This is a genomic window from Joostella sp. CR20 (genome assembly GCF_038433465.1).
Lineage (GTDB): Bacteria > Bacteroidota > Bacteroidia > Flavobacteriales > Flavobacteriaceae > Galbibacter.
Genome location: NZ_JAESVF010000003.1, coordinates 12523 through 32625 on the forward strand (window position 1 = coordinate 12523; position 20103 = coordinate 32625).

Annotated in this window: 22 protein-coding genes; 11 read left to right on the forward strand and 11 right to left on the reverse strand. The window is 33.8% G+C overall.

The features are described from left to right. Positions 1 to 5: 5 nt before the first annotated feature. The 4 genes from JMA43_RS05875 to JMA43_RS05890 all read left to right on the forward strand — a co-directional run bounded on the left by JMA43_RS05875 (position 6) and on the right by JMA43_RS05890 (position 1768). Entirely contained in the window at positions 6 to 542 is a 537-nt protein-coding gene (locus JMA43_RS05875) for an RDD family protein (RefSeq protein ID WP_342155485.1), read from the forward strand. A 234-nt stretch (positions 543 to 776) separates the two neighbouring features. Beyond that, positions 777 to 977 (forward strand): hypothetical protein, encoded by a 201-nt coding sequence (locus JMA43_RS05880; RefSeq protein WP_342155486.1) that lies wholly within the window; start codon positions 777 to 779, stop codon positions 975 to 977. Beyond that, positions 974 to 1390, forward strand: coding sequence for a hypothetical protein (locus tag JMA43_RS05885; protein WP_342155487.1), 417 nt, complete (start codon positions 974 to 976; stop codon positions 1388 to 1390). Before JMA43_RS05880 ends, JMA43_RS05885 begins: the two co-directional genes overlap by 4 nt. 18 nt (positions 1391 to 1408) lie before the next feature. Further along, positions 1409 to 1768 (forward strand): DUF2200 domain-containing protein, encoded by a 360-nt coding sequence (locus tag JMA43_RS05890; protein WP_342155488.1) that lies wholly within the window; start codon positions 1409 to 1411, stop codon positions 1766 to 1768. Positions 1769 to 1927: 159 nt separating this feature from the next. On the opposite strand, the gene JMA43_RS05895 is transcribed toward JMA43_RS05890, so the two are convergent. The 6 genes from JMA43_RS05895 to JMA43_RS05920 form a co-directional block, all read right to left on the reverse strand. Continuing rightward, a complete protein-coding gene (locus JMA43_RS05895) occupies positions 1928 to 3091 on the reverse strand; it encodes a sigma-54-dependent transcriptional regulator (protein WP_342155490.1) in 1164 nt (387 codons plus the stop codon). A gap of 163 nt (positions 3092 to 3254) precedes the next feature. Next, a complete protein-coding gene (locus tag JMA43_RS05900; RefSeq protein ID WP_342155492.1) occupies positions 3255 to 4103 on the reverse strand; it encodes a mechanosensitive ion channel family protein in 849 nt (282 codons plus the stop codon). 84 nt (positions 4104 to 4187) lie between these two features. Beyond that, on the reverse strand, positions 4188 to 5525 hold the full coding sequence (locus JMA43_RS05905) for an ABC transporter permease (protein ID WP_342155494.1): 1338 nt from the start codon (positions 5523 to 5525) through the stop codon (positions 4188 to 4190). Further along, positions 5526 to 6452 (reverse strand): ABC transporter ATP-binding protein, encoded by a 927-nt coding sequence (locus tag JMA43_RS05910; protein ID WP_342155496.1) that lies wholly within the window; start codon positions 6450 to 6452, stop codon positions 5526 to 5528. 206 nt (positions 6453 to 6658) lie between these two features. After that, a complete protein-coding gene (dnaJ, locus tag JMA43_RS05915) occupies positions 6659 to 7795 on the reverse strand; it encodes a molecular chaperone DnaJ (protein WP_342155497.1) in 1137 nt (378 codons plus the stop codon). 117 nt (positions 7796 to 7912) lie between these two features. After that, positions 7913 to 8491: a nucleotide exchange factor GrpE gene (locus JMA43_RS05920; RefSeq protein ID WP_342155498.1), complete on the reverse strand. Its 579-nt coding sequence runs from the start codon at positions 8489 to 8491 to the stop codon at positions 7913 to 7915. A 216-nt stretch (positions 8492 to 8707) separates the two neighbouring features. On the opposite strand from JMA43_RS05920, the gene JMA43_RS05925 reads away from it, so the two are divergent. Next, entirely contained in the window at positions 8708 to 9376 is a 669-nt protein-coding gene (locus tag JMA43_RS05925) for a YceI family protein (protein WP_342155499.1), read from the forward strand. Positions 9377 to 9401: 25 nt separating this feature from the next. Here JMA43_RS05925 and JMA43_RS05930 read toward each other — a convergent pair whose 3' ends face one another. The 3 genes from JMA43_RS05930 to JMA43_RS05940 form a co-directional block, all read right to left on the reverse strand. Then, the gene (locus tag JMA43_RS05930; protein ID WP_342155500.1) at positions 9402 to 10340 is read right to left on the reverse strand and encodes a TIGR01777 family oxidoreductase; all 939 of its coding nucleotides are present in this window, start codon (positions 10338 to 10340) and stop codon (positions 9402 to 9404) included. A 108-nt stretch (positions 10341 to 10448) separates the two neighbouring features. Further along, positions 10449 to 11126, reverse strand: a complete 678-nt coding sequence (gene mnmD, locus JMA43_RS05935) for a tRNA (5-methylaminomethyl-2-thiouridine)(34)-methyltransferase MnmD (RefSeq protein ID WP_342155502.1) — start codon at positions 11124 to 11126, stop codon at positions 10449 to 10451. 2 nt (positions 11127 to 11128) lie between these two features. Further along, on the reverse strand, positions 11129 to 11620 hold the full coding sequence (locus JMA43_RS05940; protein ID WP_342155504.1) for a DUF4920 domain-containing protein: 492 nt from the start codon (positions 11618 to 11620) through the stop codon (positions 11129 to 11131). A gap of 283 nt (positions 11621 to 11903) precedes the next feature. Here JMA43_RS05940 and JMA43_RS05945 point away from each other — a divergent pair, with 283 nt between their 5' ends. Next, positions 11904 to 12974: a branched-chain amino acid aminotransferase gene (locus JMA43_RS05945; protein WP_342155505.1), complete on the forward strand. Its 1071-nt coding sequence runs from the start codon at positions 11904 to 11906 to the stop codon at positions 12972 to 12974. A 136-nt stretch (positions 12975 to 13110) separates the two neighbouring features. On the opposite strand, the gene JMA43_RS05950 is transcribed toward JMA43_RS05945, so the two are convergent. Next, entirely contained in the window at positions 13111 to 13497 is a 387-nt protein-coding gene (locus JMA43_RS05950) for a nucleoside triphosphate pyrophosphohydrolase family protein (RefSeq protein ID WP_342155508.1), read from the reverse strand. Positions 13498 to 13918: 421 nt separating this feature from the next. Between JMA43_RS05950 and JMA43_RS05955 the strand changes: the two genes are divergently transcribed. The 5 genes from JMA43_RS05955 to JMA43_RS05975 all read left to right on the forward strand — a co-directional run bounded on the left by JMA43_RS05955 (position 13919) and on the right by JMA43_RS05975 (position 18832). Further along, positions 13919 to 14113 carry a hypothetical protein gene (locus tag JMA43_RS05955; protein ID WP_342155509.1) on the forward strand — a complete coding sequence of 65 codons (195 nt, stop codon included), beginning with the start codon at positions 13919 to 13921 and terminating at the stop codon, positions 14111 to 14113. 101 nt (positions 14114 to 14214) lie between these two features. Continuing rightward, entirely contained in the window at positions 14215 to 15336 is a 1122-nt protein-coding gene (locus JMA43_RS05960) for an SRPBCC family protein (RefSeq protein WP_342155510.1), read from the forward strand. A 690-nt stretch (positions 15337 to 16026) separates the two neighbouring features. Further along, positions 16027 to 16365: a P-II family nitrogen regulator gene (locus tag JMA43_RS05965; RefSeq protein WP_342155512.1), complete on the forward strand. Its 339-nt coding sequence runs from the start codon at positions 16027 to 16029 to the stop codon at positions 16363 to 16365. Positions 16366 to 16395: 30 nt separating this feature from the next. After that, positions 16396 to 17625: an ammonium transporter gene (locus JMA43_RS05970; protein WP_342155514.1), complete on the forward strand. Its 1230-nt coding sequence runs from the start codon at positions 16396 to 16398 to the stop codon at positions 17623 to 17625. Positions 17626 to 17773: 148 nt separating this feature from the next. Next, positions 17774 to 18832: a porin gene (locus JMA43_RS05975; RefSeq protein WP_342155515.1), complete on the forward strand. Its 1059-nt coding sequence runs from the start codon at positions 17774 to 17776 to the stop codon at positions 18830 to 18832. Positions 18833 to 18992: 160 nt separating this feature from the next. On the opposite strand, the gene JMA43_RS05980 is transcribed toward JMA43_RS05975, so the two are convergent. Beyond that, positions 18993 to 20063, reverse strand: coding sequence for a hypothetical protein (locus tag JMA43_RS05980; protein WP_342155516.1), 1071 nt, complete (start codon positions 20061 to 20063; stop codon positions 18993 to 18995). Between the last annotated feature and the right edge of the window lie 40 nt (positions 20064 to 20103).

Below are 20103 nucleotides of genomic sequence, written 5' to 3' on the forward strand. Positions count from 1 at the left end.
ACAATATGAATAACACTGTAAAATACGCAACTTTTTGGGAGCGATTTGGCGCGTATATCCTTGATAGTATTATTATAGGAATTCCGTCTTACACCTTAAATTACTTAAATTACAATACCGCTAGAAGCTTTTATATAGTACTGCCAATTGTTCTTTTAGGGATGCTGTACAAGCCATATATGGAAAGTAAATATCAAGCTACTTTAGGTAAAATGATTCTACAAATTAAAGTAACCGATGTTGATTTTCAGAAAATAAACTTCGAAAAATCTTTAGTCCGTAGTTTAATTTTTATGGTTCCTGTACTACTGTCTAGTATTCCGCTACAATATTTAGGATTTAACAACCCTAACCTTGTAGAAATTGAAAATTATTGGGACTTTTCAACGCAACTAGGAATAACGTATCCAACTGCCGGAATCATCAACTTAGTTTTTTCCATGATTTTTTTAATCGATTTAATTATGCTTCTTGCAGATGATGAGAAAAAAGGAAGAAGTCTAAAAGATAGAATGGCAAAAACTTATGTTATTAAAAAATAATGTGCTAAATTTATAGAACAACCGTTTTTATAGTTGAAATATAAAATACACATACCAACACCTTGCTCTGAAAAATGAAATCATTACACTTCTGTCTTGGACGGTGTAGTTATTATTTCAAAACCTTCAATCTTTAAAAGAATTGGTAGTATTTTCAGATAAAAAGAAAATACTCATTGCGAGTAATACTATTTATATCGATTTTTTACTATCTTAGTGTAAATTGTAAAAGGTATGTTAGCTCCAGAAAACAAAAAATTTATCTATTTCTTTATTTTTAGTGGTTTAATATTTGCTACAATTATGGCTTTGTTTGACGTTGCTGACAGAACGCCATTTCAAATAAAAAAGTTTATATTTTTCTTTCTAGCATTTGGATTTTTATCTGGCTTAGATGCTAGAAATAGATATAAAAGAGACAATAAAACCAAATGAAGCTTAGTTACAATCAAGATACACAAACCATCCATATAAAAGACGGTGTAAAAATGCAGTTCTTTTTTCTCACAGCTACTGCTCTTTTTAATGTTATAAACGCTATTTTGTACTTTTTCTTCTTTTTAGATGAACAACAAAAAAAGTGGATGGGGTTTATTTGGATTTTAATCGGGGTAATTACACTACTATTTTATAGTTATTTTTTACTGAAAAAATCTACTGCGGAAGAAATTTCTATTAGTGATATAAAGTCTGTTGCAGAGCGTAAATTCTTCGGAAGAAAAAACATACACCTTCAGCTGAAAAATGGAAAAGAAAGAACCTTAACCGATTCAACCTCAACAACTGAAAGAAAACAGTTCATCGATTTCTTTAAAAACATAGGGATTTCTTATACTTTAGCATCTTAACTAATTGTATTTCTCTAAATGAAAACTACCGACAAACACAACGAACGAATTGCAAATATGACGTTTGCCTCTGTATATCCACATTATGTAACAAAAGTTGAAAAAAAAGGAAGAACCAAAGCAGAATTACTTCAAGTTATTTCATGGCTTACAGGTTTTGACAACCAGCAAATACAACAACTAATTACAGACAAAGTCACTTTTAAAACCTTTTTCGAAAAAGCTACATTACATCCTAATGCGACTTTAATTACAGGTGTTATTTGTGGCTACAGAATTGAAGAAATCGACAATACTTTAACCAAAAATGTACGTTATTTAGATAAGCTTGTTGATGAGCTTGCTAAAGGACGAAAAATGGAAAAAATTTTACGATAGTTAAAATGAGCTCAACATAAAATTAAAAAATCTATAGCAAAACTGACCTATTTGTTTCGTTTTTGTGTCAAGACAAAAATGAAAGTATTATTCAATAATTAAAATACAGATAGTTAATATCCCCCTGTATTGATATCTATTCCAAATCCACGTTAATTATTATTTACTCGCAAAAAGTTTTACATCTTCTTCAGACACTTCTTTACCGCCCAAAATAATTAATCGCTCAACAACATTTCGCAACTCTCTAATATTCCCTGTCCAATCGTATTCTTGTAAAAGTTTAATAGCATTTTTCGAAAACGACTTTGGCGTACTCCCCTGCTCACTTGCAATTTTACTACTAAAGTGTTCAATAAGTAACGGAATATCCTCTCTGCGGTCGTTTAACGCAGGAACGTCAATTAAAATAACCGCTAAACGGTGGTAAAGGTCTTCTCTAAACTTTCCGTCTTCAATTTCCTTTTTCAAATCCTTGTTAGTCGCTGCAACAACACGCACATCTACTTTAATATCTTTATCGCTACCAACTCTCGAAATTTTGTTTTCTTGTAACGCACGTAGCACTTTTGCTTGTGCAGAAAGACTCATATCTCCTATTTCATCTAAAAAAATAGTTCCTCCATTGGCAGCTTCAAACTTTCCTGCTCTATCCTTAACCGCCGATGTAAACGCCCCTTTAACATGCCCAAACAATTCACTTTCTATAAGTTCCGAAGGAATTGCTGCACAATTCACCTCTATCATCGGTGCTTTAGAACGTTCGCTCTTTTCGTGTATCCAATGCGCTACCAATTCTTTCCCAGTTCCGTTAGAACCCGTAATCATCACACGAGCATCGGTTGGTGCTACTTTTTCAATCATTTCTTTAATCATGGAGATGTTTTTACTTTCTCCAATCATTTCATAATTCTTGCTAACTTTCTTTTTTAAAAGTTTGTTTTCAACCACCAATTGCTGTTTATCGAGTGCATTTCTAACAGTGTTTAACAGTCGGTTTAAATCTGGCGGTTTCGAAATATAGTCGTAGGCACCCATACGCATAGTATTGACTGCCGTATCAATATCGCCATGTCCAGAAATCATAACAAACGGAATTTCGGGTTTTAATTTTTTTCCCGCTTGCAGCACTTCAACCCCATCCATTTTTGGCATTTTAATATCGCACAGCACCAAATCGTAATCATTCTTTTTAATAAGCTCAATACCTTCTAGTCCGTCGCTAGCTTCCGCCAATTCGTAGTTTTTATTTTCTTCTGAAAGTATTTTTACAAGTACACGACGAATTGCTGCTTCGTCTTCAATAACCAGTATTTTTGCCATTATTAATGTGTTTGATGCTGAAAAAAGTTCTGTTAAACATTTTATTCTTCTGAAAAATCATCAATTTATCTTCAGCAATAAAATGCAGTCTGATAAAAATAAAACAATTAATGTGTTTTAAAAAAGATTGAAAGTTTTTATCTGAAATAATTCAGCAGAAAAATTATTTATTGATAATATGAATATCTCGCTGCGGAAACGGAATGCTAATTTTGTTGGCTCTAAACAAAGCATCGATTCTAAAACGTACATCACTTTTTATACGAGGGTCGGAAAAACTATCGTTGATGAAAAAGTTTAAATTAAAAATAAGTGCCGAGTCTCCAAAGTCGTTAAAAACTACATTAGGCTTGGGATTTTTAAGTACTCCTTTTTGCTCTTCTACACTTTGTAAAAGCAGTTTTTCTACCAAACGAGTATCGCTTCCGTAAGCAACTCCAACAGTAATAGTTTCTCTAGTTGTTTTGTGGTTTTGAGTGAAATTATAAACAACCTCAACTAAAAATATATGATTCGGAATAATAATAATTTTATCATCGCGCGTAATGGCACGTGTTGTTCGAAGTCGGATGTCTACTACTTTCCCTACCTTTCCATTGATTTCAATAATATCGCCAACATGCAACGATTGGTCCATGATGATTAAAATACCGGAAATAATATCTTGAAACAGGTATTGCAAAGCAAACCCCAAACCAACAAACAAAGCTGCCGAGGCAGTGAGCAACACGGTTAAATCGACTCCAGACGAACTTAATACCGCAATGACAACTAGAATGTAAACAATGTAATTTGCAAACTTAAACACGCTCATAAACTTCCGTTGGTCGTCTAACGGGAGTTTTGCGGTAATTAGTTTTCGTATTAATTTTAAAATATAATACGCTATTACACAGCTAAAAATAATAAGCAATACCGTACCTACACTTATAAATGTAGAATCGCCTTTATACAAAGGATACGCTAAGAAACTTTTAATAGCCCCTATGATATCGCCAAGAATCTCCTTCATCAGTATATTTTTTTTGTCTATTGGAAAGGAAAAAATCCTTCTCCAAAAAGAACATTTAAAACCAACTGCAATATAGAATATTCTCTACTTATATTTTAACCATTTATAAATTTCTTTGTAGCTTGGTTTCTTTCCATACATTAAAATTCCTACTCGGTAAATTTTTGCAGCTAGCCACACAATAAACAAAAAGGTAAGTATTAAAAATATAATTGAAGTAATAAGTTGCCACCAAGGTACGCCTGCTCCGCCAACGCCATTTGGCAAACGCATCATCATTACAATGGGCGATGTTAACGGAAATAGTGAAAACGCAACAGCAATGGGTCCGTGCGGATTTTCGAATACCGAGAAAAACCCAACGTAAATTCCTAACATCAATGGTGTTATTACAGGAAACATAAATTGTTGCGTATCCGTTTCGTTATCCACAGCAGCACCAATGGCTGCGTAAATCGAACTGTAAATTAAGTACCCCAACGAGAAATACACGAAAAAGCAAATAAGTAAAGTTCCCCACGGAATTTTAACCAACTCGTTTACGTATAACTGCACCTTATCTTGTGATGCCACTTCGTTGATAGTTTGCATTGCATCTGGAGAAATATTTGCTTTGGAATGCAGTGCATCGACTTCGATTCCCATCACCGATAAAACTACGTAAGTAAGTATTCCTGCGGAAATTATCCAGATGACAAACTGTGTTATTCCAGCCAAAGAAGTTCCGAGAATTTTACCAAGCATCAATTGAAACGGACGCACCGAAGAAATGATAACTTCGATAATTCGAGTTGTTTTTTCTTCGATTACACTTCGCATTACAAAAGCTCCGTAAATAATAATAAACATCATTATCAAATACCCAAAACCACCGCCAATAAAGGCTTTTAGTTCATTGATTCCTTTGAGGTTTTTCTCTCCACTAAAGTTCACAATATCCATTTCGTAATTACTTTCCAAGGTAGCTAAAACTTCAGGAGAAATATGTAAATCTTGTAATTTATGCTCACGAACGTTATGCCCAATTTTACCTTCGATACTGTTTAGAATATCCATGCTTGGCGATTCTTTTGTGTAAAACTGTATTTTATCAGCAACAGCATCTATTTTATTTCCTGCCGGAATATGGATAAGTCCGTAGTAACCTGCATTATGAACCGAATCTATAGCATTCTGCAAAGAAATATCCTGAAAATCTACATAAGTAGCTTCTTTTCCTTCTGTAAATTGATGGGAAAAAAACGGACTCTCATCAAGCACAGCAATGGTGCGTTTTTCTTCGCTATTTACACGTGCCAAATACACCACAAGCGCAATCATGGCAACAATTATAATCGGACTCAAAATGGTAAGAACAATAAAGGATTTGTTTCTTACCTTGGCCATATATTCGCGTTTAATTATAAGTAATAATTTATCCATTTAGTTGCGTTTTACCGTTTCAATAAAAATTTCGTTGGCAGTTGGAATTACTTCTACAAAGTGTTTTACAATTCCTTTCGTTGAAAGAAAACCTAGTAAATCATTGGCTGTATCGCCTTCGTTTAATTTAATTCTGAGTTTCAATTCGTCGTCCAACGATTTAAACTGCGCATCCGAAACTGTAAATTTGGTTGCCAATTCTTGTTTTAAAACTTCCTGCTGATGCGTATCAATACTAACTTCATACGTACCGTTTCTAAAGTTTCTTTTAATATCGATAAGTTTTCCGTCGAGAATTTTTTTCGATTTATTTATCAAAGCAATATGGTCGCACAGTTCTTCCACAGATTCCATTCGGTGTGTAGAAAAAATAACGGTTGCGCCATTCTCTTTTAAATGAAGAATTTCGTCTTTTATCAAACTTGCATTTATAGGGTCGAAGCCACTAAAAGGCTCGTCAAAAATTAAAAGTTTAGGTTCGTGAAGTACCGTAACCACAAACTGTATTTTTTGCGCCATTCCCTTTGAAAGCTCTTGTACTTTTTTATGCCACCAGTCTCCAATTTCTAAACGCTCAAACCAATATTTAAGTTTTTTTTGCGCATCGCTTTTGGTCATTCCTTTTAGTTGCGCTAGGTACATTGCCTGCTCTCCAACCTTCATACTTTTGTAGAGTCCGCGTTCTTCTGGCAAATAGCCTATTAATTGTACGTGGTCTGGTTTTAATTGTTCCCCATTAAAAATTACACTTCCGGTATCTGGATATGTAATTTGGTTAATGATACGTATAAAAGTTGTTTTCCCTGCTCCGTTTGGACCTAGAAGACCAAAAATACTTCCTTCGGGAATCTCCAAAGAAACATTGTTTAACGCCGTATAATTTCCGTAACTTTTAGAAACGTTTTGAGCGACTAATAAATTCGGCATATCAAATTGATTTTTTCAAAGATATTGGATATTAAAAAACTACAAAAAGAAAGTTTCATTATAGTTTTCTCTTTATATAAAATAAAAACCCACCCTCAAAAAAATCAAGGATGGGAAAAAATTGCTATGAAAAAGAAAAAATTAACACTAGGTTAGAACTAGTGTCTTTACAAAGATATATTTTTTTAGATAACACAAGTGTTAAATTATGAAAACATATCTTTTACTTTTTCAAAAAACGATTTATCGCTTTTCTCTGGTGTAGGATTGAAGTTATCATCTCCTAACATTTTCTCAAAGAATTCGCGTTGTTCTTTATTAAGTGTTTTAGGCGTCCATACATTTATATGTACGAGTAAATCACCTTGTCCGTAGCCATTTATACTTGGAATACCTTTTCCTTTAAGGCGAAGAATTTTTCCAGATTGGATACCTTCTTCCAACTTAATTCTCACTTTACCAGATACGGTATCTATTTCTTTTGAAGTTCCTAAGACTGCTTCAGCAATACTTACATACAAATCAAAATGAAGATTATCACCCTCACGCTTAAGTGTGTCGTGCTCTTGCTCTTCGATAGCCACCAACAAATCTCCAGAAATACTGTTGCTTCCAGGAGCTTCATTTCCTTTTCCGGTAACTTTAAGTTGCATTCCGTCTACAACTCCCGCAGGAATTTTGATAGAAACTGTTTCTTCTTTAACTATCATTCCTTGTGCATCAGCATCGGCTGGACGTTTATCGATAATCTGTCCTGCTCCACCACAAGAACTACACGTAGTAGCGGTTTGCATTCTGCCCAAAATAGTGTTGGTTACACGCATTGTTTGCCCAGAACCGTTACAGGTCGGACATGTTTTATACGTTACATCGGAAGCTTGAACTTTACGTCTAACTTTTACTTTCTTCTCAACACCATTAGCAACTTCTTCAAGTGTTAATTTAACACGGATTCTAAGGTTTGAACCTTTAACACGGGCTCTACCGCCTCCGCCACCAAAACCACCGAAGCCACTAAAACCTCCGCCACCACCAAAGGCACCGCCGAAAATATCTCCAAATTGGCTAAAGATATCGTCCATATTCATATGGCCGCTACCACCACCAAAGCCACCAGCACCATCAAAAGCAGCATGTCCATATTGGTCGTAACGCTGTTTTTTATTTGGGTCGCTTAAAATCTCATAGGCTTCCGCAGCTTTTTTAAACATGTTTTCGGCCTCTTTATCACCAGGGTTTTTATCTGGGTGATATTGAATGGCTTTCTTACGGTATGCTTTTTTAATTTCTGCAGCCGATGCGCTTTTATCAATTCCTAATATTTCGTAATAATCTTCCTTCATATAAATATGTTAGAAAGGTTTGTCCTTTCGGTTTTATGTTTTTTATTTTACATCAATCTTATGAGCCTTTTGCTCATACTTCATCTAAACTAATTTAACTGACAAATAGTCTTTAAATTATTGCCCTACTACCACTTTTGGATGACGAATTACTTTGTCGCCTAACTTGTATCCTTTTTCAATTACATCTACCAACTTCCCTTTTAAATCGTCTGAAGGCGCTGGAATTTGTGTAATTGCTTCATGAAATTCGGCATCAAAAGCGTCGCCTATATTTGCTTCAACAAGTTCTAAACCTTTATTGTTTAGAGTATTTCTCAATTTATTACTGATGAGTTCTACCCCTTTCAATAACTCTTTGTCTTCTGTTTTTGCAATTTCGTTTAAAGCTCTGTCAAAATCATCCAAAACAGGAAGCATAGAAACCATAATGTCTTGCCCTGCCGTTTTATACAATTCGATACGCTCTTTAGAAGTACGCTTTTTGTAGTTTTCAAATTCAGCAAAAAGTCTTAAAAACTTATCTTTTTCAGAAGCTAATTCTCCTTTAAGTTTTTCTTCAGCACTTATCTCTTCTACTTCTTCTTGTGTTTTGTTTGCTGTTTCATTTTCTGCTTCTTGTGCTGTTGCTTCTTGAGCTGCTACATTTTCTTCAGCAGTAATTTCTTCTTTATTAATATCTTCCTTCTTCGACATAAATATATTTTTAAATAACAATTGTTGTTATATATGTATTTTGCCTTGGTATTTCTACTGGCAAGTGTTTGTTTAATTTTATCTATAATGAGTTGGCAAAAGTATTGCCATTTATGATAAAATGTCAAAATGTCACCAATAAATTTTATCATAATTTTAGTAGTCTTATCAAAGAGTATTTATATTTTTGAATTACTAATCAATAAAAAGTAAAAAATGAAAAAGCGTATTTTATCGATTTCAGTAATAGCTTGTTTAGCTGTATTTACTGCATGTAAGAGTGATAAAAAGAATGAAACTACAACTTCTGAAGCAGAGGCTGCAACGGCTGTAACTGCAGAAGCGGTTAAGTTTAAAGCAATTCCTGCTGAAAGTACTATCGAATGGGTTGGAGCAAAACCAACAGGAGAGCACACTGGTACTATTGCAATTGAGTCTGGTGTAGTGAGTTTAAAAGATGGTAAAGTTGAAAGCGGAAACTTTTTAATCGATATGAATTCGATTACAGTTACTGATTTAGACGGTGACCAAAAAGCAAATCTTGAAGCACACCTTAAAGGAACTGTTGAAGGTAAAGAAGACCACTTTTTTAATGTAAAAGAGCACCCAACTGCATATTTTGAAGTTACTGGTGTTGAGCAAAAAGAAGGTAAAACTTATTTACAAGGAAACTTAGCAATTAAAGGAAATAAAAAGAATATTTCTTTCCCTGTTACTGTTTCTGAAAACGGAGATACTGTTACTGTTTCAAGTGAAAGTTTTACAATTGACAGAACTGAGTGGAATGTAAACTACGGTTCTAAGTCGGTTTTTGATGACCTTGGAGATAAGTTTGTAAACGACGATATCGAAATTAAAGTTACTGTAAAAGCTAAAAAAGCTTAATTACAAACACTTTATAAAATTATGATTAAGCCAGTTCCTCTCGGAATTGGCTTTTTTCATTTAATACGTCTTTTAAAGCAACCGAACTTTTGGTGTAACTAAAATTGAAACCTGTTTCTTCAATCTTTTTAGCACTTACTCTCTGGCTCGCATAAAGTAAGTATGCCATATCGCCTAAAATCAATTTCATTAATTGATACGGAATATTGGGTAGCAATAATGGCTTTTTATAAACTTCGGCAATTTCGTGTGTGAGTTTACTATTGGTTACAGGATTTGGTGCCACACCGTTATACACGCCTTCTAAACCGTTTTCTATAATATGAAGATACATTTTTGCAATGTCGGTAATATGAATCCAACTTTGCCATTGTTCGCCATCGCCAAAAATAGCACCTCCATAATAGCGAATTGGCTTTGCTATTTTGGGTAGCGCGCCTCCATTGGGAGCTAAAACTAACCCTGTTCTAACTTTTGCTACACTAAAATTATGCTTCTGTAAAGTATCGGCTGTGGCTTCCCATTGCGCAACAACTTCACCTAAAAAAGAATCATCGACAGTTTTTGTATCTTCATCATAATAATTAGTAAACGAATGTGGGTAAATCCCTATAGCCGATGCAGAAACAAACGACTTTATTTGATGATTTACAACTTTTGAAATTCCATTATCTAAGGTTTCAATCGACTTGATACGACTGTTTAGAATTCGCTTGCGGTTCATAGAATTCCAACGTTTAGAAATTGAAACACCAGCCAAATTTATAACTGCATCAACCTCATTAAAACAATCTAAATCTATTTTCCCTTTTTGCGGATTCCAATAAAAGCCTTTGTAGTTATTTTCATGCTCAATTTTATCCTTGCTGGTAGTTAAATAGTGCACAACATATCCTCTGTTGTGAGCAATTCTCACAATCTCTTCTCCTATCAATCCTGTTGCACCTGCAATTAAAATTTTCATAATATCAAATTCTACTATAAAAGTATAAACTTTCGGTTGTCTTCCTGCACATATTAAATAAGGTTTAACACTCTCATTATGAATATTTAACGGTATTACAGAAAATCCTTAAGCTTTTTTAACAGCCCTTAACATTTCTCGCTTTCCAGGAGGGCCAGGAAGCTTTTCAACTAAAAAGCCAACTTCAAGCATTGCTCTACGCACACTTCCCTTTGCCGAATAAGTTACCAAAACTCCGTTTGGCTTTAATGCGTCGTACATTTTTTGAAAGATGGAAACCTCCCAAAGTTCGGGTTGAACACGTGCCCCAAAAGCATCAAAATAAATAATATCAAAAACTGTATTATCTGTAATTTCTGAGAAGAATTGTTTTCTTTTTTTTAGCTGAAAGTTTTCTGAAATGGATTGAAAAGTTTCCCATTCGCATTGATGCATCTTCAAAAAATCAGCATGCAAGTTTTGCGCTTCCAATTGCTCGGAATAATTTAACAGATTAATTTCGTCCATAGAAACAGGATACGCCTCTACCCCTTCATACAAAACATCAACACCAAGCTTTTGAGCTTCCAAAAAAGTAATAAAAGCATTTAAGCCTGTTCCAAAACCAATTTCTAAAACAGCAACTTGTTTTGCTTTATTCTCTTTTAAAAACGGAAAAAAACCGCTTTGCAAAAACACATGATACGCCTCTTGAATGGCTCCGTGTTTTGAATGATAATGTTCATCTAAATCTTCTAAATAAATGGTTGAAGAACCATCGGAAGTTTGAATAATTTTTCGTTTCAAAACTATTTCTTTAAAAGCACTCCAGTAGCTTCAAAACTATACGTTTTAATTGGAGTTGTAATTCGTTCGATTTCTTCTTCAGGCTTTCCTGCGTCCATTGCATAGTGCTTTTGGTCTTCAACCGACATTAAATCGACAAAAGCTTTTCCGCCCAAAACAACTTCTTTTCCCTTGATATCTTTTGGCACAAAAAAGCCATAATCTTTAAACCTTACCATTGCCTCTTCGCCATTTTCCAAATCGAGTTTCATCCAACATCCTTTTGCATGACAAACATCTACAACCTTGGCTTTAAAAGTAAAGTTTGTAGTATCGCCAGCAGGTAGCTTTTGGTACGTCAATTGTGCATCGGCACTAGAAATTACATTGTTCACAGCAATTGTGTCGCCATATACATTGTAGTTTTTTGCGATTTCTTCACTAGAAGTTGTGTTTGAGTTACACGAAACCAATACAATTGCCAAACTATAAATAATGTGTTTAATTTTTATCATCTTAAATTTTAATTTTCAAATTGGAGTTTATAAACATTCATACAAAATAACTTATTTTTACAAGAAATAATCCATTTTTTGCTAGAATATTTTCTAATTTAGCAGGGAGTAAAAAACCTAAATCAGTTTACTTCTTTTAAAACCAAAAAGTAATTTAAACTGAACACACCAAACCAACCGCCTCATTATCTTTTTTGAGGTATTCAGAATAAAATAAAAAATAGTTTTTGACACTAACCGTCAAAAAAATAAATTCCCAAAAAAGCGGGATAAAAGTTGAGTTATGAGCAAGGAAACCATTACAAAAATTACAATTGAAAAAGCGAGTACTTCAAAAATAAACGAAGTAGATTTTAACAACTTAACATTTGGAAGTGTTTTTACGGATCATATGTTTGTTTCTGACTATGAAAACGGAGCGTGGACTACACCAAAAATTACTCCATATCAACAAATTTCTTTAGACCCTTCGGCTAGAGTTTTTCACTACGGACAAGCAGTGTTTGAAGGAATGAAAGCTTACAAAGATGAGCAAGATGCAGTTTGGTTGTTTAGACCAGAAGATAACTTTGAGCGTATCAATAAATCTTCTGAGCGTTTGGCTATGCCAGCTTTTCCGAAGGAATTTTTCATGGAAGGCTTAAACGAACTTTTAAAACTAGATAAAGATTGGATTAAAAAAGGGCTTGGAAATAGTTTGTACATCCGTCCGTTTGTTATTGCAACAGAGGCTGGTGTTTCGGCTTCGCCTTCATCAAAATACAAATTCATCATTATCTGTTCGCCAGCACAATCGTATTACGGTGGTGAGGTTCGTGTAAAAATTGCCGATCATTACAGTAGGGCTGCCAGTGGAGGTTTTGGTTTTGCAAAAGCCGCTGGAAACTACGCTGGGCAATTTTATCCAACAAGCTTAGCAAACAAAGAAGGTTTTCAGCAAATTATTTGGACAGATGCCAATACGCACGAATACTTAGAAGAAGCGGGAACCATGAATATCTTTTTTAGAATTGGAGATAAATTGATTACCTGCCCTACGAGCGATAGAATTTTGGATGGAATTACCAGAAAAAGTGTTATTGCTGTTGCTGAAGACATGGGAATTGATGTAGAAATTAGACCTATAAAAGTAACGGAAGTTATCGAAGCTGCCACTAACGGAAGCTTAAAAGAAATTTTTGGAAGTGGTACTGCTGCAGTTATCAACCCAATTGTTGGTTTTGGATACAAAGGTGATAAATGGGAGCTTCCTAAAGTAGAAAATGCTTTTGCAACACAAATTAAAAAGGCAATTTTAGATATACAATACAACCTAACCGAAGACAAATACGGTTGGCGTGTTGAAGTAAAATAATATAAGAATTTGTCCGAAAAGTTAGTTTTTCGTCAAACTGAGCTTGACTCAGTTTCTCATCTTACTTTTAAAAAAATGATGGGATTCTGAATTAAATTCAGAATGACTTTTTTATAAACTTTTCGGACATTCTTTTTTATTTATCTAATACTTTTTTAATATTGGGTTTAAAATAGTTTGGCCCTTTTAAAACCTTACCATCTTCTCGGTAAATAGGTTTTCCGTCTTCCCCTAACTTACTCATATTACTTAATTGAATTTCATCAAAAACATCTTCAATTACATGTTGCATTCCATGTTCTAAAATTGTTCCACACAATATATAAAGCATATCGCCAAGGGCATCGGCAACTTCAACTAAATCATTATTTTTTGCAGCTTCTAAATATTCATCATTCTCTTCTGCCATTAAGTTATGACGTAATATTATTTTAGACGCTTCCAATTGTGCTTTGGGCGTATTTGCAACACCCAATCCAAAAGCATTATGAAACTTAGCTACTGCTTGTAATTTATCTTTCATGTATTTCAGTAATTATTAGTTTGTATGTAAAAGGCTATTTTTATGTACTCAATAAAAGTAATGCATTAATAGTAGTACAAAGTACATATTTCATTAATTTTGCCAAAAATTCAAAGATTATGTTTAGTCGAGGTCAAATACTTTTTGCAGGATTATTTGCTATTACTTTTATTATAGTTACGATTATTAGCTATAAAAAAGACAGTAAAACGCATAAAAAGCAATATAAAGGAACAATTTGGGTTTTAATCGGCTTTATCATTTTCTTAATTAGCTTAACTTTTATTAAGTATTTAACAAAAAACTAAGAATAAACAAACCATAAGTTCATATATCGGCTTTTATTGTTAATTTTCCTACCTTAATTGAGAATTTTTATTATAATTTTCTTAAATTTGTCCCAAAGCAATCAACTTAAGCAATGATGATTTTCTTTACAATTTTATTCAGTCTGTTAATAATTAATGTGGTATTATTATTATTCAGCGTTAACAAACTTCCAAAAGCAACAAGCAAAACGAGTGCTGTTTACACTAAACAGTCTACTAAAAGTTTAAAAGCTGAAAAAGGAGTAAATAACGAAGAATACGATGTTGTTTTAAAAGAAGCAATATAATTTACGCACATTTTAATTATTCAAAAAGAATGTATTTAAAAATTCTTCAGGAAAAACGTATATTTTTCGTACATTAGGATTATTATATACCAAGCATTCCTATGAGAATTTTAAAATATCTAATATTTCTTTTTTTAATAGTAGCAATTGGTTTATCTATTTATGTAGCCATCCAACCAGATGATTACCAAATAGTAACCACAAGAGTTGTTAACGCGCCAAAGCCTGTTATTTACAACTATGTAAGCGATTTTAAAAAATGGAATAAATGGTCTGTTTGGTTTGACCAAGATCCTAATATGCATATTGAATATGGAGCTGTTACCGAAGGAGAAAATGCTTCTTTTAAATGGAATAGCGATATTTTAGGAAAAGGAAATATTGTTACTACATATGCTACACTAGATTCCGTAAGTCATAATTTAGAGTTTATAAAACCAAAAGAATCTAAAGCACACCGTTTTTGGTCTTTAGACGATACTGCAAATAAAGACGGAATTCTTGTTACATCGGGTATAGAAGGTAAACTTAGTTTTACAGATAAATTTGTGCTACTTTTTCAAAACAGTATGCAACACAATTTTGAAACCGATTTTAAAAGCGGACTCATAAAACTAGACAGTGTTGTAACTACCGATATGAAAAAGTATAAAATTACCACACAGGGCACCATTGAATACGGAGGTGGTTATTATTTATACCAAACTACTAGCACCAAACAAAACGAAGTACATTTAGCTACACAAAAAATGTTTCCAGAAATTGAAGCTTTTATGGAGCAAAACTACATGCACTCGTCTGGAGACGCTTTCACTATTTTCCAAGAGGAAGATCATGACAATAACACCGTTATATTTTCGGTATGCGTTCCTATAAAAGAAAAAGTAATTACTCCACCTGGAAGTACTATTTTATGCGGATTTATAGAAACTGGCAGTTATTTTAAAACGATATTAAAAGGAGATTATTCTAATTTAAACGAAGCTTGGAGCAAAGCTAGAGAAACAATTAAAACCAATAATACTATTGTAGTTGACTCTACTAAGAATCCGTTTGAAGCTTATGTAATAACTCCACAAAAAACATTCAATCCTGCAGAATTACTTACTGAGATATACATTCCTGTAAAACCTCAATATGTAAAACCAGTATCAACTGCGGCACCAATTTATTCATCTTCAGTATATAAGGAACCTACTACAACTACAGAAGAAATACAATAACGACACGATCGTATTTATTTCTTAGACTTACTTTTCAATTAAGTTTCTTAACGACCACGCCTCTTTCTTATTAGAAAGTATGGCTAAAAATGCTATGCTAAATAAACATAGTTCGATATAAATATCAAAATAGAGGATTTTAAAAATCTGTATTATAATTATTTAATAATATTTTCATTTTTGTCTTGACACAAAAACGAAACAAAAAAGTCAAGACGGATTTAAAAAATATCAGAAAATCTACGGAAACACCATCCACAGATAAAAAGAACTCGCTACGCTCAAACAGCTTTTTATCTCTCACCCCTACTGCTTCCTTGATTTTCAAAACTTTTTAAATAGGTCCATTTTATTACATATTTATCATTCTTAAATCAAGTTCACATTAAATATTAATAATATTACAAATTCTTCACTTTAAGATGAATAGTAGAAACATTATTCAGTAAAAATTCTTACTTATAACTGAATACTATTCTCAATACAGAAATCAGCAAAAACATACATTCAATTTTATAAAAAATCGTTTGAGTTTGATTTTTTAAATTCAAAAAATGATATTTTTTTATACACACCCCTAATTTTAATAGGGGTATTTTTAATAATTCAATAAAAATTAAAGATACACCCCCTTATTTTTTTCTCATAACATTTTTTTAACATAGTTTTAAGGAAACAAATCATTTAAATATGAAGAAAATTGAAGCTATTATTCGTAAATCGAAATTTGATGACGTAAGAGATGCGTTACATCAAGTAGAAGTAAACTTTTTTAGTTACTGGGATGTTACGGGAGTAGGTAACGAAAAGAAAGGCCATGTGTATCGTGGTGTAAGTTACAGTACAACCGACATTCAAAGACGGTATTTGTCAATCATTGTTTCAGATGAATTTGCTGAACGTACGATTGAAGCAATTTTAAAATCAGCATACACAGGAAATGTTGGTGATGGAAAAGTAATTGTATCTCCTGTAGAAGACGCCTATCGAATTAGAACGAGAGAAAAAGGCAAAGAATCATTAAAATAACCAAACTAAACTAATTTAAAAAACTCTTTTATGGAAACAAACGTTATAGAAGTGAACGCAGTTCTAGATATAATGTGGATAATGATCGCGGGAATCCTCGTGTTTTTTATGCAAGCAGGTTTTACACTTGTAGAATCTGGTTTTACAAGATCTAAAAATGTAATCAATATAGTAATGAAAAACTTAGTGGACCTTGCAGTAGGATCACTAGCTTTTTGGTTTATCGGATACACCCTAATGTACGGGGAATCCATCGGGAGCTTTATAGGCACCCCTTCCTTATTTTATAATGTAAGAGAAGATATGCACAACTTATTCTTCCAAACGGTATTCTGTGCTACAGCTGCAACAATTGTATCTGGAGCGGTTGCCGAGAGAACTAAGTTTTCTACGTATGTTATCTTTTCATTAATCATGACCACCATTATCTACCCTATTTCTGGACATTGGGTTTGGCAAGGAGATGGTTGGTTAACAAGTCTTGGATTTATAGACTTTGCAGGTTCGACTGTTGTACACTCTGTAGGAGGTTGGGCTGCATTAGTAGGTGCTATTTTAGTAGGACCTAGAATTGGAAAATACACAGAAGGAAAATCGAATGCTATTCCTGGACACAACATGATGTTTGGTGCTTTGGGGGTATTCATCCTTTGGTTAGGTTGGTTTGGTTTTAACGCAGGTTCTGAGCTTGCAATTAGTGGCGAGAGTTCTTTTAACGCTGCTGGAATTATTATCACTACCAATTTAGCAGCAGCTGCTGGAGCAGTAACTGCTTTAGTACTTACTTGGGTAAGATACGGAAAAGCTGAAGTATCTATGACACTAAATGGTGCGCTTGCTGGTTTAGTAGGAATTACAGCTGGATGTGCAGCCGTAAGTCCTGGAGGTGCAGCTATTATCGGGATTTTATCTGGATTAACAGTTGTTTTCTCTATTGAGTTTATCGACAAAAAACTTAAAATCGATGATCCTGTTGGTGCTATTTCTGTACATGGAGTATGCGGTGCTTTAGGAACACTACTTGTTGGAGTTTTTGCTACTGATGGCGGACTTTTATACGGAGGTGGTTTTGCGCAATTAGGTGTACAAGCTATCGGTGTTATCGGTATTGGAGCTTGGGCAGTTGTAACTTCGTTTATAGTACTTTACATCCTTAAGAAAACAATGGGACTTCGTGTTACCAAAGAAGAAGAAATTGAAGGACTAGATATGCACGAGCACGATGGTGCAGCATATCCAGACTTCACGATAGATCGTTAGTTAGTTTTTATTTAACTGGGTTAAAAAAGAACGGAGCGGTATTTGGCGGTACGCTCCGTTCGGTAACCCACTTAAAATGTAACAGTTAACATTTATTACCATTTGACCAATTCATTAAAACAACCAAACAATAAATTAACTATATATTATGAAAGCGATTACAAAAACAAATGTCGTAAAAAATATATTTTTCTTAGCTATTTCTTTAGCTAGTTTAAGCACTTTTGCACAAGAAGATAAAAAATTCTCATTTAGCGGTTCTGCCGATGTTTATTGGAAAGCAAACTTAAGCGGAACAAATGAAGCCGATGAAGACGGTAACTTTAACACTCCTCCTACTTCATTCGCAAACCGAAGCGGATTTTCATTAGGAATGGCAAACTTAATTGCTAGCTATGAAGGTGAAAAAGTAGGTTTTGTAGCCGATTTAGTTTTTGGTCCTCGTGGAGAAGACGCTGTGTTTTTATCTACAGGTTCATCAAACATTGTAAATCAGTTATACGTATATTGGAATGTAAGTGAAAAAGTAAGACTAACCATGGGTAACTTCAATACTTTCTTAGGTTACGAAGTAATTTCTCCTGTTGGAAACTTCAACTACTCTACGTCTTATATGTTTTCTTACGGACCTTTCTCACACACAGGAATTAAAGCAGATTTTACACTTTCTGATGATTTATCTTTAATGGTAGGTGTGATGAATAGTACAGATTTTACTGAAATTAACCTTGACGGAAGTTATACAGCAGGTGCTCAATTAGGATATAAAGGACAGTATTTAAACCTTATCTACGGAGCACAAACTGGACTTCCTGGAGAAACTTTCCAAATTGATTACACAGGTGGATTTGATTTATCTGATGCTTTCTACTTAGGAATTAATACAACGTACAACACTACAGATGGTTCTGGATTTTACGGATTTGCACTATATCCACAAATGACAACTTCAGAAAAATTCTCAATTGGGTTACGTGGGGAATACTTTAAAGAATTTGACGGAGGCGTTGGTGTATTTGGATTAGCTCCAGATAGCGATGCCGATGTTTTTGAGTTCACCCTTACTGGAAACTACTCAATTAGCGATTTAACCATCAAGCCAGAATTAAGATTTGATAGCGCTTCCAACGACATTTTCCTTGACGGAGATGACGAACCAACTGGAAGTCTTGCATCGTTTTTAATAGCGGCTGTATATTCTTTTTAATCAACCAAAAAAATTCTTTGTCTTAAACCGCAAAGAATACCTCCTCAAAACACGAGGATAAAAAGAAATTTAAAAGTAGCCGTTTACTCGTTCTAAGTAGTAACCCGAGGGTTACGAAGCCTGGTGGTGGCTCCACCAGGCTTTTTTATTTTAACTCTTTTTAATTCCCATGCAGCAAACGCTTCATGTTTACATCTTCGTAATTTCTTCGAACAAACTCCAACGCAACACGCACTACCTGCCCCATCGATCTACATTTTTTAAACTTCATATCCATGGTATAGTCATAAAGTTCAGATTTTAATTGCTGTAAATTTTTAGGGGTTGTAATTGTATCATTTACCATACAACGCAACAACGCTTTGAGTCGCTTTTTGGAGGTTAACACACGCTTTGCTAATAACGAACGCTCTTCTTTTTTGTACTGCTCAATAGATGCTGGCTTTAATCGCTCTTGCACCATTTCAACCATTTTAAAATTCTCTTTAAAAAACTGTGGTTTATACACCTTAAAATTCCCTTCGTATGATTGTTGATCAAAATCGATTGCTCGTATTTTAAAAATTACATTATCAAAATCGTGCACAGGAATTACCACATAATTATAAGAACGCATATCGCCTAAAAGCCTGATCATGCAACGCTCGTTAAACTTAACAAACTCTTTTGCTATTTGACTTTTTTGTATTTCGGTACAATTTGGCAATGCATTTTTTATAAAATCGTCGCCCGGAATTCCTGAAATATGCTCCTCAATTAAAGTGTCTTCAAAAACAGCAAAATTTATACGATTTGGCGACAAAATATGCTCCAATTCTAAACCATAAATCCGAGATGCATCAGCTTTTTTAACGTAGATATAGGTGTAATTATCATTTAAAATGTTTCTAACTTTTATTCTGAAAGGTTGCGAATTTCCGAAGGTGCAAAAATCTATCGCATCAATATTTAAATACTGAAAAATATCTTCATTTCCATCAGAAAAAATCAAAGTATATACCTTTTTCAAATGATAATCAATCTCTGGACGCTCAAATTCAGAATAATAAACACGTATCCAAAGCGTATCATTATCATCCTCATCATACACTACAACCGACCCCGAAAATCGCAATAAATCGTCATACGAAATCGGAATTTTAGTTGTTCTGTTATAGCGCTCTAAATAAGTTAAAAACCGCTCGTTTACAGGATACGATGGCTTTTTCTTCGACATTAACTTCTCGCTCATATATTTTTTCTTAGGTTTTTATCAAATTTAATCTATATTA